Raw genomic sequence first — 15,262 nt, 5'->3', positions numbered from 1 at the left:
AGGATTTGACAAAGATTCAGTAATCTTACTGTTGCCAATAAAGAATTGTCATAAAATTAGAAACATTTAAAAGCAGATACTTTATACTAATGAATCGTTTTCCTCAAAAAACAACGAATTATCAAGAGAGCATTTCACAACCAACTCAGTTGAGTCAGATGTGTGGTTCCAAACGGCTATTTCGCGATCGCTATGAAATACTGCAAATTTTAGGTAGAGGTGGTTTTGGCGTAACATTTTTAGCCAAAAATGCCGTATTACCTGGAAAGCCACTGTGTGTTATTAAACAGCTTTGTCCAAAAGTGACTAGTCCCCAAAGTTGGCAAAGGGCATGTATGCGCTTTGAAAAAGAAGCAAGAATTTTGGGACAACTCGGTAGTCATTCGCAAATTCCCATGTTATTAGACTACTTTCAGGCAAATGGGGAGTTTTTTTTAATTCAAGAATATGTGCCAGGTTTGACTTTGGCGCGAGAAGTGCGGCAAACTGGGCCCAAAAGTGAATCCTCAGTTAAGCAGTTCTTACAGGAATTATTACCTGTCTTACAGTATCTTCATAAACATCATGTGATTCATCGGGATATTAAGCCTCAGAATTTATTGCGGTGTGAATATGATGGGCGCATAGTGCTGATTGATTTTGGTGCGGTGAAAGAGAAATTAGTTGATGCTTGTGAAAACTCAATCAATCAAGCTGTAAAAACCAACTTTATCGGTACTAAGGGATTTGCACCACCAGAACAGTTTTCTTTACGTCCAGTTTATGCCAGTGATATTTATGCACTGGGTGTAACCTGCATTTTTATGTTGACTGCTAAAAGTCCTTTAGAATTGGACTACGACCCAAAAACTGGTGAAATATCTTGGCAAAAACAGGTAAATATCAGCAACAGTTTCGCCCAGATTTTAGGAAAAATGGTGAAAATTACTTTAGAGGAGCGGTTTAAGACTGCCGATGAAGTGATGAAAGCTTTAAGTAGTGAAAGTTATTTGCCTACTTTGGCTAACTGTTTAACTACCCAAAAATTAAATAATAAAAGTATTACACAACACGAAATTACACAACACGAAATTACACAAACCAAAATTACACAGCATGAAATTATACAACACGAAAATTATGATGTATACATGCCACCTGTAGCTAGAACTGCTAATGCCATTCGGAAATGGAGAGCAAGATTCAAGGAAACAAGATAACATACAGCAGAATTCATAATTCAGGAGTAAAACATGCTTTATACCTGGGTAACAGACTTAGCTTGTGTATCGCATCGACTTGAAATTTGCTGTAAGTTGCAGCCTTTTTAGCTGAAGTATCAAATGAATAATTAATTATGGGCAATTGAAAATAGCTAAAACAAATTTAGTAAGCATTTTAACTATATTTGATAATCAGTAATGATTCATTAATCAGGGTTTGTATTCAATACTTAGTCAGTTGTCGCTTGCCAAGATACAAGCAAAATTACTAGGTTTAAAAGTTCAAAAAAATATTTTTATTTAGATTATTATATAATCGATAGAATAATTAATCTTATGGCTCTCGTAGTTTTCCACAGATGAGGAAGACTGACTACTATTTACAAAAGCTAACTATATAAGTAATTCCCCAATCCCCAGAACAGGGTTTATCTACCACAAGTAAGCGAGAGTCAATTATTTTAAGGGAAAGTTCGGGACAAACTTAGCCTAAGTTGTCATGCAGTCGCGCCTGTCAGATCATGATCTGCTGCTTAAATCCCGATTGCTCAAATCCCCTGAATCCCAATGGAAAGAAGTTTTGCCAAAGTTGTAGCACCCCGCTGGTGTCACTTTTAAGAAATCGCTTTCGTGTGATCCGAGTCCTTTCAGATGAGGGGGGATTTGGCAGAACCTATCTATCAGAAGACGTAGATAAACTCAATGAACGCTGTGTTATCAAGCAATTAGCTCCAAAATTCCAAGGAACTTGGTCGCAAAAAAAGGCGATGGAGTTGTTCGCCGAAGAAGCGCAGCGACTACAAGACCTTGGGGAACATCCTCAAATTCCGACTTTGATAGCTTATTTTGAGCAAGACGGCTGCCTATATTTGGTGCAGCAGTTTATTAATGGAGATAATTTGTTAAAGGAGTTGCAACAGCGCAAGGCTTATAACGCTAGAGACATTCAATCTATTTTGTTAGATTTACTACCCATCCTAAAATTTATCCACGATCGCAAAATTATTCACCGAGACATCAAGCCAGAAAATATTATCCGCAATAAAAATGATGGGCGATTAAGTTTGATTGATTTTGGCTCCTCAAAGCAATTTACCGCCAAAGTTCAGCAGAAATCTGGCACATCCATTGGTTCGCATGGTTATTCTCCCCTAGAACAAATTAGAGATGGGAAAGCTTTCCCCGCCAGCGACTTGTTCGGTGTGGGGGCTACCTGCTTTCATCTGCTAACGGGAAATTCCCCATTTCAGTTGTGGATGGAATCTGGGTACGCTTGGGTAAGTAATTGGCGGGAATATTTGCGAAGTCCGTTAAATCCTGAGTTGGATTTTGTCATCGACAAGCTTTTGAAAAAAGATATCCAGGAACGTTACCAGTCAGCCGAAGAAGTCCTGAGAGATTTGACTCCAAAACAACTCCTCGCACTGCCACCTGCGGGTAAGTCATCTGGGAAATTACCACCAACTAAAGCACCAGCTTTACCAAAAAGCTATCCCTTACTGAGAATTTTAATTTTGGTAAGTGCTTTCATTCTGTTGTTTGGATTCAGCGAATCTTGGTATAAAAATTTTCGCCAGATTCAAACCAGTTTGGTCTCTAGGTTGATGCAACAAAATAGTCCTAGTAAAAATGATGCGATTTTGAGTCAGATTAGCTTGGGTAAAGTTTCCTTAGCTAACACCCTCCAAGGACACGAAAACTCAGTTTTATCTGTCGCCATCAGTCCTGATGGTAAAACCATAGCCAGCAGTGGCGACGATGGCACTATCAAACTTTGGAATCTTGCAACCGGAAAACTAATCGCTTCACTCAAAGGGCATTTTCAGCAGGTGAATGTCGTCGTAATTAGTCCAGATGGCAAACTTCTAGTTAGTGCTAGTGATGACAACACGATTAAAATCTGGAATTTGGCAACGCGAAAACAAATTCGCACTCTTATAGGGCATTCTGACTCAGTTCATGCCCTAGCCATCAGTGCTGATAGCGAGACTTTAGTTAGTGCTAGTGATGACAATACGATTAAAATCTGGGATTTGGCAACAGGAGAGCAAATTCGGACACTAGCAGGGCATACATTTTGGGTGCGGTCAGTGGCTATTAGTCCTAATGGTGTGATTCTGGCCAGTGGCAGTTTTGACAAGACGATCAAAATCTGGAATCTAGCAAAGGGATACCCAATCCGCACACTAGAAGGAAATTCTCAAACAGTGACAACTGTGGCTATTAGCCCAAATGGTAAAACTTTAGCCAGTGCTAGCCGCGATCGCACCATTAAACTTTGGAATTTAGCTACGGGAAGAGAACTTCGCACCTTAGCCGGACATAGCAATACTGTCACATCCGTAGCCTTCAGTCCCGATGGTAAAATTGTTGCTAGTGCTAGCCGCGATCGCACTATCAAACTGTGGAATACAGCTACAGGAGAAGAAATTCTCACATTAGCAGGGCACACCAACACCGTCACATCTGTTACCTTCACTCCCGATGGCAAAACCCTTGTTAGCGGTAGTGAAGATAACACTATTAAGATTTGGCGGTTGTCTCAGTGAGTGAGAATTAGGGATTGGGGATTGGGGATGAAGGAGAGTTATATCAATTCAAAATTCAAAATTCATGCATTAAGAAAGCCAGACAGAACAAAGGTATGTCCGTATGTATCTGTCGCATTCTTTTTTCAAATTGGTATTAGAATCTCGTTCATCCACCTTTGAACTGGATGAATCCACATCAAAGACTCGTTCATCCACCTTTGAATTGGATGAATCCAGATCGAAGACTCGTTCATCCACCTTTTGTCTCACCGAAGCAGTGTTGAGTTACCGATGTTAAAACCATTCATACAAATGGAGGGTTTTGAAACCTAAACTTTCAGTTACCCTGAAGTTAGTTGCCTAATTAATATTGATTCTTCCATAACATAGAATAGATGACTGAACAAACTTCTAGAATTTGTATCCTTGGTGGAGGCTTTGGTGGTCTCTACACAGCCTTGCGGTTAAGCCAATTACCTTGGGAATCTACGCAAAAACCCGAAATTGTTCTAATAGATCAAAGCGATCGCTTCCTATTCTCTCCTTTACTTTACGAATTACTGACTGGCGAACTGCAAACCTGGGAAATTGCCCCACCCTTTGAAGAACTTTTACAAGGCACAGGGGTGCGTTTTTATCAAGGCGTTGTGTCTGGAATTGACATCGACCAGCAACGGGTAAATATCCAAGAAGGCCCGGAAATTCCTTATGACCGATTAGTGCTGGCGCTAGGAGGTGAAACACCGCTAGATTTAGTCCCTGGTGCGGCAGCCTACGCCTACACATTCCGCACCATCTCTGATGCTTATCGTTTAGAAGAACGCCTGCGATTTTTAGAAGAATCGGATGCTGATAAAATTCGGGTAGCGATCGTTGGGGCTGGCTACAGTGGTGTAGAGTTAGCTTGTAAGTTAGCTGACAGACTAGGCGAAAGAGGACGCTTTCGGATCGTTGAAATCGCCGACCAAATTTTGCGAACTTCCCCAGAGTTCAATCGGGAAGCAGCAAAGAAAGCAATAGATGCCCGTGGTGTATTTATTGACTTAGAAACCAAAGTCGAATCAATCGAGCAAAATAGCATTTCCCTAGAGTACAAAAACCAGTTAGACACGATTCCCGTGGATTTGGTAATTTGGACTGTAGGAACTAGAGTTGCGCCCGTAGTCAAATCTCTTCCTCTCAAGCAAAATCAGCGCGGTCAAATCATCACTACATCCAATCTGCAAGTCCTCGATCGTCCAGAAATCTTTGCCTTGGGAGATTTAGCAGATTGTCATGATGCTGAAGGACAGCAAGTCCCCGCTACGGCACAAGCGGCTTTTCAACAAGCTGATTATACTGCTTGGAATATCTGGGCAACTCTGACTAATCGCCCCCTCCTTCCCTTCCACTACCAACAGTTAGGAGAAATGATGGCACTAGGAATAGACAACGCTACTCTCACTGGTTTGGGAATTAAACTAGATGGGCCCTTGGCATACGTCGCTCGCCGTGCTGCTTATTTATATAGATTGCCAACTTTAGACCATCAGCTGAAAGTTGGTTTTAATTGGCTATTCCGTCCGATTATAGAAACACTTTCAAGGTAACTTTCAAGGTTGGGAATTGCGAATTGAGCATTGGTAAAAAAACCAATACATTTACGATGATTTGTTTAATTTCCGCCAATCTACTTAGCAAATGCTAAACTCTACCCACAGAAGCTCTTAATAAGCCAAAATCTAAAATTCAACATTCAAAATTTTCAAACTTTAATGGAACAACCGAAAGTTATTTTTTTAGATGCTGTGGGTACACTTTTCGATGTCAAAGGTGGTGTGGGCGAAGTTTATAGTCAGATAGCCCAGGAATTTGGCGTTACAGTTTCAGCCGAAACATTGAATACAGCTTTCATCCAAAGCTTTAAAACAGCGCCGCCACCGATATTTCCAGATGCAGAACTGCAAGATATTCCCCAGCGCGAGTTTGATTGGTGGCGGATAATTGCTCTGAACACTTTTGAAAGGGCAGGTGTTCTCAAGGAATTTTCTGACTTTTCGGCTTTTTTTAGCGAACTTTACATCCACTTTGGCACTGGCGAACCGTGGTTTGTCTATCCTGATGTTTTACCAGCTTTAATCAACTGGCGGCGGTTGGGAGTTAGCCTGGGGGTGCTGTCCAATTTTGATTCTCGGATTTACTCAGTATTGCAAAGTTTGGGATTGAGAGAGTTTTTTACCTCCGTCACCATTTCTACGCAGGTACGTGCAGCTAAACCCGACCCGCAAATTTTTGCCATTGCCTTAGACAAACATAAATGTTCCCCAGAGGCGGCGTGGCATATCGGCGATAGCATTGTAGAAGATTATCATGCAGCTAAAGCAGCTGGACTCAGAGGTGTTTGGATCGACCGTGGAAAATGAGGGGATACTTTCAATTTAACAACGCTAAATTTTTTTTAAAGTGGAATCCAATCCAATCTATCAATCCACTCTTGTGCCTCAGTCGTTTCCCAAATCAAATAAATTGTTTCTGCCTAAATACTCAGGTTCCCACTGGAACGCAACCAAACTAGTCCTCAAATATGTCCTCCATCTCCCCAGTGTTCTTCCAGATGTTGAGGCATACTTTTGCGGTTGTCTGTAACCAATATTCGTTGGGATAATTCCAGGTAGCGCAGGATATCTGGGTCAAGCGTACCTAATGGTGGTGCTTCGGCATCGCCTACGCGCAGAATATCTATTGCTGGATTGAAGCGCAAAACAGCTATCTTCAGTTTGGGCGACAAATTTTCATCAATGAGAAAACGTACCTTCACCAAGAGTTTAGCAACTCCTGCTCACGTTGCGCCTTTAATACTCTTAAACGTTGCATCAAAGGTGAAGGATTAGCTAATGATTCTTGATAGCGCTGTTCTCGCCACTTTGCTAGCCGCAACATATAAGCATCTATTTCAACACGATTATGCAGATAGTAGGTAAGCGTAGCGTAAATTTTCTCCAAATTCAGGGAAGGTAATTCGTCTATAATTTCCTCTGGTGAATATCCTTGCAAGTAATATTGAATCACATTATCAATACCAATGCGATGGCCTTTGATACGGATGTCATCTGGGTCTAAAAACTCAAAATAATCTTCTAGTTGCATTCATCTACCTCTGTAGGGTCTTTTAAGATTATCTTAATTGCCATTGAATAGTTTCATGCGATCGCTGGGGTACTGTACTGTTGTTGCATTTTTTCCAAGTTTTAAAGCGTCAGGGACATAAAACCTCTAAGTCTGACATGCCTAGTATTTATATTATCCACCTCAAAGACTCGTTCATCCCCCTTGCCCCAACTCCCCACTCCCCACTCCCTTATTCCCCTGCTGCCCCAACACTCGTATGATCGAGATATCAGGAAAACATAACAGCCAGATTTTTACCGCAAAACATGGGCAGTATTTGGGAAATCGATTTTTACTCTCGTCCGATTTTGGACGCTAATCAAAAAAAAGTTTGGGAAGTCTTAGTCTGCGAAAGCCCCTTGGATATCGGCGCAAAAGTAGACTCTTTGTTTCGCTATGCTCAATATTGTCCCAGTACCCAGGTAAATTCGGTCTGGTTGCGGACAGCATTGCAGGAGGCTATTAACCAAGCTGGAAAAGCACCAATTAAAATCCGCTTTTTCCGCCGCCAAATGAACAATATGATTACTAAAGCTTGCCAAGATTTGGGTATTCCCGCCCAGCCTAGCCGCCGGACTTTGGTTCTCAATCAATGGTTAGAACAGCGGATGGAAGAAGTGTATCCTCAAGAGACAGGGTATCAAGGGGGGACTAATCCCTCAGTCCGCTTAGAAAAACCTTTGCCACAACGTTTACCAGATGCTTTGGAAGGACAGCAGTGGGTATTTGTTACCTTAGATGCTGCGGATTTTGCTGATATGCCAGAGTGGGAAATTGGTTTTGGTGAAGCTTTCCCTTTAGAGTTGGCGAAAGTTTCACCCGAAGCCCGTATTCCTGGTATTTTGATTTTCTCATCGAGAGCGCTACCCTTGGCTGGCTGGATGTCTGGTTTGGAGTTAGCTTTTTTAAAATTTGACGCTAGCCAAGAGGCGAGATTGCTTTTAGAAACTGGTGTAACTGAAAGCTGGATTGTGGCAAATATCAAAAAACCTCAAATCTTAGCAGAAGCCAAAGCTTTTGAAGCAGCCAAGCAAAAAGCGAATGGAGTACATTTTATCGGGGTACAGTCCGATCCCAAAGCAGAATCTTTTGCTGGTTTTTGGCTGTTGCAAGAGGTTAATTTGTGAAAATGGGCTGGGGATTGGGGACTGGGGACTGGGGACTGGGGATGGTGGGGCCCCCTCTGGTGATAAGGGGTAATGGGGATTGGGGACTGGGGACTAGGGATTGGGAACTGGGGAGATAAGGAGAATAACCATGCCCAATGCCCAATGCCCGATCCCCAATCCCCAATTACAAATGACAATATCCGTTGAGACATGACAATGATTTGGGATAATTAACTGCGTCCATCAGTGTCGATCTGCGGTTTCAAATCGTAACTGTAAAGAAACATTGATGATTTTTGGATAGTTATCTGCGTTCATCATTGGAAAGTGCGTAGGCGTAGCTCGTCGTAGACATCGCACTTCTCAAAAGATAGCGTTGATATGCGGTTCAAAATCCACAATTCACTAAGGGTCATGGGTTCTGAAAATTTGTCACAAGATACACTAGCCGAACAGTTGCTGGAACTAGCTATAAAATCTGGAGCAGAAACTGCTGAAGTGTATCAGTCGCGATCGCTTTCTCGTCCCGTGTTTTTTGAGGCAAACCGACTCAAACAGCTAGAAACTAACCAATCTGAAGGCACAGCACTACGGCTTTGGCGAAACGGGCGTCCGGGACTGACGGTAGCTTACGGTTCTGTCTTAGCCGAAGTAATGGTAGAAAAAGCTCTGGCTTTGAGTCAACTAAATCAACCGGAAACTGTAGAATTAGGCTCTAACTTTCAGCCTTCCTACCCCGATTTAGGAGAAAGTTTCCCGATAGAGGTTTTGGTGGACTGGGGCAAAGAAGCGATCGCACTCATTCGTGATGCCTATCCCGATGTTGTATGTAATGGTGACTGGGAATGTGATATTGAAACCACCAGACTAGTCAACACCAAAGGTTTAGATTGTCACTATACAGACACTACCCTCAGCTGCTATATATCAGCAGAATGGGTGCGTGGTGATGATTTTTTAAGTGTTGCTGATGGTCAAACCAATCGGGGGGAACTCGACTCAGAGAGATTAGCTAACCAAATTTTACAACGGTTAATTTGGTCGAGTGAAAATATTTCACCTCCTATTGGTCGTGTCCCGATTTTATTCACTTCTAAAGCCGCCGATATGCTTTGGGGTACTGTACAAGCCGCTTTGAATGGCAAGCGAGTTTTAGAAGCAGCTTCACCTTGGGCAGAACGTTTGGGTAAGGAAGTAGTTGCACCTAGTCTCACCATCTACCAAGATCCTGAAGCTGGCCCTTACAGTTGCCCTTTTGATGATGAAGGCACTCCGGCTCAATCTCTAGTATTTATCCAAAACGGGACTTTACAGCATTTCTATAGCGATCGCACCACTGGCTCCCAACTGGGTACTAATACCACTGGAAATGGTTTTCGCCCTGGTTTAGGTAGCTATCCTACCCCTGGTTTATTTAATTTTCTCATCCAGCCCGGATCGGCATCGTTACCAGATTTGATTCAACAACTAGATGATGGCTTGATTGTCGATCAAATGTTGGGTGGTGGCGGCAGTATTTCTGGAGATTTTTCGATCAACGTCGATTTAGGCTACCGCGTCCAAAATGGTCAAGTAATTGGGCGTGTTAAGGATACGATGGTTGCAGGTAATGTTTACACAGCCCTGAAGCAATTGGTTACACTAGGCAACGATGTTGATTGGAATGGTTCTTGTTATACTCCGTCTCTGATCGTAGAAGGGCTATCTACTACGGGAAGAAGCAATTAAATAATTCGTAATTCGTAATTCGTAATTCGTAATCGGGGAGAGTGCTTTTGTATAGCGATCCTAAATTATTTGTGAATAACAATATCCCCGACTTCTTAAAGAAGTCGGGGATATGAGCCTTGATATAGGCTTTTAAACCATCCTCTAAGATTCCACTAAACAGCTTTTTAGGAAAGATTTGTAATCCAAAATTTAAAATCCAAAACTGGTATGAATCAGCGTTTTCGCACCTGGTGGCAGCCTAGAAGAGGTTTAGCGATCGCCGAAGCCTGTATTATCGGTCTGGTTGCTGCCCTATCTGCGGTATTCCTAAAAGTCGGATCGGGATGGCTGGGGACATGGCGAGTGCATACTACCCACCTTTTCCCGGCATGGCTGGTACTACCTGCAATTGGTCTTGTCCTGGGATTTCTGGCTGGATGGTTGGTGGATAGATTAGCACCGGAGGCTTCTGGTAGCGGTATTCCACAAGTCAAAGCTTCTCTGGCTAATGTGCCTGTGACATTATCTTGGCGGGTAGCGGGTGTGAAGTTACTCAGTGCGATCGTCGCCATCGGTTCTGGCATGACTTTGGGACGGCAAGGCCCTACTGTCCAAGTGGGGGCAGGTTTGGCAGCAGGGATGAGTCGTTGGGTTCCCACTTCCCCAGATCATCGACGGCAGATGATTGCAGCTGGTGCGGGTGCCGGTTTGGCTGCTGCTTTCAATGCCCCAATTGCAGGTGTATTATTTATCGTTGAAGAATTACTCCAAGATTTATCAGGATTGACTCTCGGAACTGCCATTATCGCCTCCTTTATTGGTGGCGTGATATCCCGACTTTTGGGTGGTGGCTCTCTTGACCTTAACTTGCAATTAGTAAAATCTTCTAGCCAATTTTCCATCCCAGAAATTCCCTTTTTCATCCTGTTAGGTATTTTGGCAGGCCTGTTTGGTGCATTGTTTAATCACGGCATTATCTTTAGTATTAAATTTTACGAAAGATTACACATCAGTTTGCCCTTGCGCGTAGCTTTAGCTGGATTTATCTCTGGTGTTGTTGTCGCCATGCTTCCTCCATCCTTCCGTGATAATACTGGGTTAAGAGAGTCATTAATTACTGGAAATTCCCATCCTAGTGTCGCCGCGATCGCCTTTGCAGCCCAGTTCATCCTCACATTGATTGCATTTGGTTCGGGAGCGCCGGGGGGATTATTCGCTCCCAGTCTGATTTTGGGTTCTTGTTTAGGACACATCATCGGTGTATCTGAGTTATATATCACCGGAGTTGGTTCTCCTACGACTTACGCCCTAGCGGGTATGGGTGGATTTTTTAGCGCCGTTTCCAAAGTGCCAATCACAGCAATTGTGATTGTCTTTGAAATGACTACAGATTTCAACCTAGTGCTACCTTTGATGATTGTTTCTGTCGCAGCTTACCTGGTTGCGGATAAGGTAGTGCCTGGTTCGCTTTATGAAAAACTTTTGGAGTTAAAAGGGATTACTCTCACCAAAGAAGTTGCGATGGAAGGAGCATTAACCAAGTTAACTGCAAAAGATGTAATGCAAGAACGGGTAGAAACTCTAGATGCAGAGATGAGCTTGGAAGAAGCAATGCAAGCTTTTGCTCGTTCCCATCATCGCGGTTTCCCTGTGGTAGAAGATAGCAAGTTAGTGGGGATTGTAACGCAATCAGACTTGTTAAAAATCCGCGAGAGTACAAACCACACATTTCGCGATCGCAATCTAGCCGATATTTTCTTAAAAGAAATTATGACATCTGTCCCGATGACAGTATCACCAATTCACACCCTCAGTAATGTACTATATTTACTCGATCGCTATCAAATCAGTCGTTTACCGGTGGTAGATAGACGAAAACTGATTGGGATTATTACTCGTGCAGATATTATTCGGGCGGAAGCAGATCATCTCAATGGTGAGAATGCGACACCGAAACTGCGACCAGAACCTTCATACATAGTTTACCAGACGCGATCGCCTAGCACTGGTAGAGGTAGATTATTAGTACCCGTAGCAAATCCCGAAACAGCAGGTGTTTTATTACAAATGGCAGCAGCTATTGCCCGCGATCGCCATTATGAAATAGATTGCGTGCAAGTGATGCTCATACCCCGCCACAGTTCCCCATCAGAAACACAGGTAAGAACGGCAAAAAGCCGCCGCTTGCTACGACAGGCAGAAGTCTTAGCAAAAAAGTGGAAAATTCCCTTACACACGCAGATTCGAGTTACCCACGATGTGGCGCAGGCAATTTTGGAGACAATCAACGAACAACACATCGACCTAATTTTAATGGGATGGAAAGGTAATACATCTACCCCTGGTCGGATTTTTGGCAGCGTTGTTGACACCATAATTCGCCAAGCTACCTGCGAAGTCGTATTAGTAAAATTAGGCACTACTCAATCCCCAATTTCCAGTCCCCAGTTTAACCGTTGGCTAGTTCCAGTGGCTGGTGGCCCCAATTCCCCACTGGCAATTAAATTGCTACCGGCTTTAATTACATTGGGAAACGATCCGAAAATTCGCTTGACACAGGTGTTTAAACCATCTGAACTCAAGCCAGATATGTCAATTTCAGAACAAGCCATCCGCCATTTGATGCGTCGTCGCAAATTGTCGAGTACTGTAGTTGCTCTCCCCATACAAGCTAATTCAGTCGCTGAAGGTGTGATTAACCTAGTGGAAACCGAAGGTTACGACGTTGTAGTTTTGGGAGCTTCCCGCGAGGGATTGCTACAGCAAGCGATTCAAGGTAATATTCCCGAAGCGATCGCCTCTGGTGTTGAAAGTACAGTCATTTTGGTTAGAGGTGCGATTCAAAAACAAAAAACATAGATTTTAGTGAGTTTTTTAATGATAAAATACACCAATAATCAGAGTAATAATTATTGGTATTAAGATTGGAATAGCAACTATAAGTCCCCACTTCCCAAACTTAATTTCCTCACCCTCAGATTTGAGAAATGCAATCCAACCGACAACTCCCATCAAAACCCAAATAAATCCAAAGGCGAGAAATATAACAAATACTGAATCGTCCATTTTTTTTACCAAATTTTATTAAATTGTAACTAATTACTACTAATTAACTTTGCTAAACTTTCCCGAAACTGGCTAAAATCAAAAGCTTCAATAGTTTTTTGCTGTAAGTATTCTGGTTGGTAAATTACTGGATTAGAGCAATCACCTTGCAAGATTTGAATTAGATTATCGGCAATTTCTTCAATATTATCAGGATCGACCAAACATCCCAACTTCCCCTCAGCCAAGGGATCTATAGAACCATCTTGATTACCTGCCAAAACAGGTTTACCACAAGCTAAAGCTTCTAGAAAAACAATCCCAAATCCTTCTCCTTTACTAGGCAGAGCAAAAACATCGCAGAGATTGTAATGATCGCACAATTCTTGCTCTGGAACAAATCCGGCAATTGTTACGCAATCTTGGAGATTTAAGTTAGTAACTAAAGCTTTAATTCGAGGTATATCATCTCCTTTACCTGCAAGAATAAAGTGAACATTAGGAAGATGCGATCGCACTTTAACTAAAGCATGAAGGATTTGGTCATAACCCTTGTATTTTGCAGTGCTTCCCAGGCGCGTTACTGTTAAAATTACAGGTTGTTCGTCTGTTAAGTTATATCGCTTGAGTAAGTAGGTAGGTTTAGAATTTATTGGAAACTTACTAGCATCAAATGTATTAGGCAAAATAACTATCTTTTCTGAATCAATATTTGTATCTTGAAGCAAGCGCTGGCGAGTATAATTACTAACACTAATGATTTTATCTGCTTTTTCTAAAGCAAATTTTGTTGCCTTATTTTCGATATTCCAAACTTCTAAGCCATGAGCAACGACCCAGTAAGGAGTTCCAGTAAAAAATTTGACAATATAACAAACAATCGCATAGTTAACATGAGTAGAAATCACTATAACAGGATGTTGAATAATAGCTAAAATAATTATTTTCGTGGCAAATAAAATTGGTTGCAATAATTTTGGTAAATCTCCAAAATAATGAAATATTGTTGAACTTAAAAACTGCAATTTATCTGGCTGTTTTAAACTATACTTATCGTATTTGAGAAACACATCATAATCAGCTTCAGGATATATATCTTGTAAAGCTTTCAGCAAAAATTTTGAGTAAACTTGAATACCTCCCTTGAAATCAAATATATTGGGAAATATTAAGTAAAGACGAGGTTTAGCACTCATAGGGTTTTGGCATTTTCAATAATTTCAGGTTTTAATTGCGTGACAACATCTTTGCGAGAATTGATAGCCGCTGCGATAAAATAAAACTCAATAGTTGTAAAAGTATAGTCTTCAGTAAACACATCTGGAATTTGAGATGCTAAAAACATAATAATCGGAACAGTAATTAAAGGATTAGTATATTTAACTTTCAATGCTATTCTCGCTAAAAAATTAGTAAATAACAATAATCCAGGAATTCCTTGCTCTGCTGACACATTTAAAAATATATTATGTGCGTGATAACTTTTCTTTCCCCAAACTTTCACTCCTATCTGGTCTGGAAAAACTCCTATGCCTATACCAGTAAATGGTCTTTTAATAGTTTCATTAATAGCTGCCTGCCACATTTGAAACCTGGAAAAACCTGTTCCCATAAGAGTAGGAATCTTTTTTTGATTTGGATTGACCGAACTTGAATTTTCTAAAAATATATTAGTTAATGGAAATATTTTACTATCTGCCAAACCAATTCTCTGTGTAGAAACTGGTGCAGTTACAATGAATAAAAACAACAAGCTGATTAGATAAATCATTTTTCTCAAACTAATAATTTTATATATCAGCAAAAGAAACATCCCAATTATAAAAATTACCCAGCCATTACCGCTGGCAGATAATGCTAAGGGAATTAGAAAAATGAATTCGCTTATATGTAATTCAATTTTAGAAATTTTATTCTGTTTTTCTAAAATCAGGCTTAAACATAATCCAATGGCGACTATGACCCCAAACTGATTAGGGTTTTGCATAATTGAACCAATCTCAGGATAAAAGCTAGGAAACTTTAATAATTTAAAAATCCAGTTATTAGGAAGTAAAACCTCTAAAAAACCCAAACCTGCAATGATCTGTAGTAAGTACAATATGCAACGATAATAAAATGTTAAAGATGGTGCAGTTATATTCTTAAAAGTTAATACTAAAAAAGCAAAAAATAATATGTAATAAGTTGAGTATTTTAGACTATAAATAATAGCAATATTTGGAAAGTTGCTCATGAATGAAGAAAGCCACATCCACAAATACATCAGACCTATAGATATCACAATTATTTTATGCTTCTTAATAACTTCTGGTATAGATTTTAAAGATAAACTAATGATTCCCAAACTAAATATAGGAAGTAATAAATAATGAATCCCAATATTTATTCCTGGAAATTTAATTCGCCCTAAAAGTGAAGAAAATAGTATGAGTAGAAAAAATATATTAATCATAACCTTTTATTTAAAGATATTAAAAAAAAATCAAACCTCTATAACCCACTTTTGGCGAATTGG

12 protein-coding genes are annotated in these 15,262 nt (G+C 40.9%); 7 read left to right on the top strand and 5 right to left on the bottom strand.

Translation table 11 applies throughout. The annotated features are described in order from the left end of the window. Window positions 1-89: 89 nt before the first annotated feature. From RMZ95_RS15550 to RMZ95_RS15535, 4 genes are all read left to right on the top strand, one after another. Complete coding sequence (locus tag RMZ95_RS15550) at window positions 90-1,199, top strand: serine/threonine-protein kinase (RefSeq protein WP_322682731.1); 1,110 nt, start codon at window positions 90-92, stop codon at window positions 1,197-1,199. A gap of 524 nt (window positions 1,200-1,723) precedes the next feature. Then, a complete protein-coding gene (locus RMZ95_RS15545; RefSeq protein ID WP_322682730.1) occupies window positions 1,724-3,751 on the top strand; it encodes a serine/threonine-protein kinase in 2,028 nt (675 codons plus the stop codon). Window positions 3,752-4,128: 377 nt separating this feature from the next. Beyond that, window positions 4,129-5,322 (top strand): NAD(P)/FAD-dependent oxidoreductase, encoded by a 1,194-nt coding sequence (locus tag RMZ95_RS15540; RefSeq protein ID WP_322682728.1) that lies wholly within the window; start codon window positions 4,129-4,131, stop codon window positions 5,320-5,322. A 165-nt stretch (window positions 5,323-5,487) separates the two neighbouring features. Beyond that, entirely contained in the window at window positions 5,488-6,135 is a 648-nt protein-coding gene (locus RMZ95_RS15535; protein WP_322673105.1) for an HAD family hydrolase, read from the top strand. A gap of 155 nt (window positions 6,136-6,290) precedes the next feature. On the opposite strand, the gene RMZ95_RS15530 is transcribed toward RMZ95_RS15535, so the two are convergent. Together RMZ95_RS15530 and RMZ95_RS15525 are read right to left on the bottom strand one after the other, a co-directional pair. Continuing rightward, on the bottom strand, window positions 6,291-6,530 hold the full coding sequence (locus tag RMZ95_RS15530) for a DUF5615 family PIN-like protein (RefSeq protein WP_322682753.1): 240 nt from the start codon (window positions 6,528-6,530) through the stop codon (window positions 6,291-6,293). Then, window positions 6,527-6,859 carry a DUF433 domain-containing protein gene (locus RMZ95_RS15525; protein WP_099102448.1) on the bottom strand — a complete coding sequence of 111 codons (333 nt, stop codon included), beginning with the start codon at window positions 6,857-6,859 and terminating at the stop codon, window positions 6,527-6,529. The genes RMZ95_RS15530 and RMZ95_RS15525 overlap by 4 nt, the downstream gene beginning before the upstream one ends. Before the next feature lie 287 nt (window positions 6,860-7,146). Between RMZ95_RS15525 and RMZ95_RS15520 the strand changes: the two genes are divergently transcribed. The 3 genes from RMZ95_RS15520 (at window position 7,147) to RMZ95_RS15510 (ending at window position 12,558) form a co-directional block, all read left to right on the top strand. Beyond that, the gene (locus RMZ95_RS15520; RefSeq protein ID WP_322682727.1) at window positions 7,147-8,007 is read left to right on the top strand and encodes a Tab2/Atab2 family RNA-binding protein; all 861 of its coding nucleotides are present in this window, start codon (window positions 7,147-7,149) and stop codon (window positions 8,005-8,007) included. Between the two features lie 396 nt (window positions 8,008-8,403). Then, on the top strand, window positions 8,404-9,717 hold the full coding sequence (locus tag RMZ95_RS15515) for a TldD/PmbA family protein (protein WP_322682726.1): 1,314 nt from the start codon (window positions 8,404-8,406) through the stop codon (window positions 9,715-9,717). A gap of 210 nt (window positions 9,718-9,927) precedes the next feature. After that, a complete protein-coding gene (locus tag RMZ95_RS15510; protein WP_322682725.1) occupies window positions 9,928-12,558 on the top strand; it encodes a chloride channel protein in 2,631 nt (876 codons plus the stop codon). Between the two features lie 15 nt (window positions 12,559-12,573). Here the strand turns inward: RMZ95_RS15510 and RMZ95_RS15505 are convergent, their stop codons facing one another. The 3 genes from RMZ95_RS15505 to RMZ95_RS15495 are packed head-to-tail and all read right to left on the bottom strand — an operon-like array spanning window position 12,574 to window position 15,199. Beyond that, the gene (locus RMZ95_RS15505; RefSeq protein ID WP_322682724.1) at window positions 12,574-12,765 is read right to left on the bottom strand and encodes a hypothetical protein; all 192 of its coding nucleotides are present in this window, start codon (window positions 12,763-12,765) and stop codon (window positions 12,574-12,576) included. Between the two features lie 29 nt (window positions 12,766-12,794). Continuing rightward, window positions 12,795-13,940 (bottom strand): glycosyltransferase, encoded by a 1,146-nt coding sequence (locus RMZ95_RS15500; RefSeq protein WP_322682723.1) that lies wholly within the window; start codon window positions 13,938-13,940, stop codon window positions 12,795-12,797. Continuing rightward, complete coding sequence (locus RMZ95_RS15495) at window positions 13,937-15,199, bottom strand: O-antigen ligase family protein (RefSeq protein WP_322682722.1); 1,263 nt, start codon at window positions 15,197-15,199, stop codon at window positions 13,937-13,939. The genes RMZ95_RS15500 and RMZ95_RS15495 overlap by 4 nt, the downstream gene beginning before the upstream one ends. Window positions 15,200-15,262: the final 63 nt, after the last annotated feature.

Source organism: Nostoc sp. DedQUE07 (assembly GCF_034530975.2).
In the GTDB taxonomy this organism is placed as follows: domain Bacteria; phylum Cyanobacteriota; class Cyanobacteriia; order Cyanobacteriales; family Nostocaceae; genus Nostoc.
Note: the sequence above shows the minus strand (reverse complement) of the source record. Positions and strands in the feature narration are given on the sequence as shown.

What these genes read in the sequence shown, in the direction of transcription:
- RMZ95_RS15500 (WP_322682723.1), bottom strand. Translation starts at nt 13,940, where the DNA reads ATGAGTGCTAAACCTCGTCTTTACTTAATATTTCCCAATATATTTGAT.
- RMZ95_RS15540 (WP_322682728.1), top strand. Translation starts at nt 4,129, where the DNA reads ATGACTGAACAAACTTCTAGAATTTGTATCCTTGGTGGAGGCTTTGGT.
- RMZ95_RS15520 (WP_322682727.1), top strand. Translation starts at nt 7,147, where the DNA reads ATGGGCAGTATTTGGGAAATCGATTTTTACTCTCGTCCGATTTTGGAC.
- RMZ95_RS15535 (WP_322673105.1), top strand. Translation starts at nt 5,488, where the DNA reads ATGGAACAACCGAAAGTTATTTTTTTAGATGCTGTGGGTACACTTTTC.
- RMZ95_RS15525 (WP_099102448.1), bottom strand. Translation starts at nt 6,859, where the DNA reads ATGCAACTAGAAGATTATTTTGAGTTTTTAGACCCAGATGACATCCGT.
- RMZ95_RS15510 (WP_322682725.1), top strand. Translation starts at nt 9,928, where the DNA reads ATGAATCAGCGTTTTCGCACCTGGTGGCAGCCTAGAAGAGGTTTAGCG.
- RMZ95_RS15505 (WP_322682724.1), bottom strand. Translation starts at nt 12,765, where the DNA reads ATGGACGATTCAGTATTTGTTATATTTCTCGCCTTTGGATTTATTTGG.
- RMZ95_RS15515 (WP_322682726.1), top strand. Translation starts at nt 8,404, where the DNA reads ATGGGTTCTGAAAATTTGTCACAAGATACACTAGCCGAACAGTTGCTG.
- RMZ95_RS15545 (WP_322682730.1), top strand. Translation starts at nt 1,724, where the DNA reads ATGATCTGCTGCTTAAATCCCGATTGCTCAAATCCCCTGAATCCCAAT.
- RMZ95_RS15495 (WP_322682722.1), bottom strand. Translation starts at nt 15,199, where the DNA reads ATGATTAATATATTTTTTCTACTCATACTATTTTCTTCACTTTTAGGG.
- RMZ95_RS15550 (WP_322682731.1), top strand. Translation starts at nt 90, where the DNA reads ATGAATCGTTTTCCTCAAAAAACAACGAATTATCAAGAGAGCATTTCA.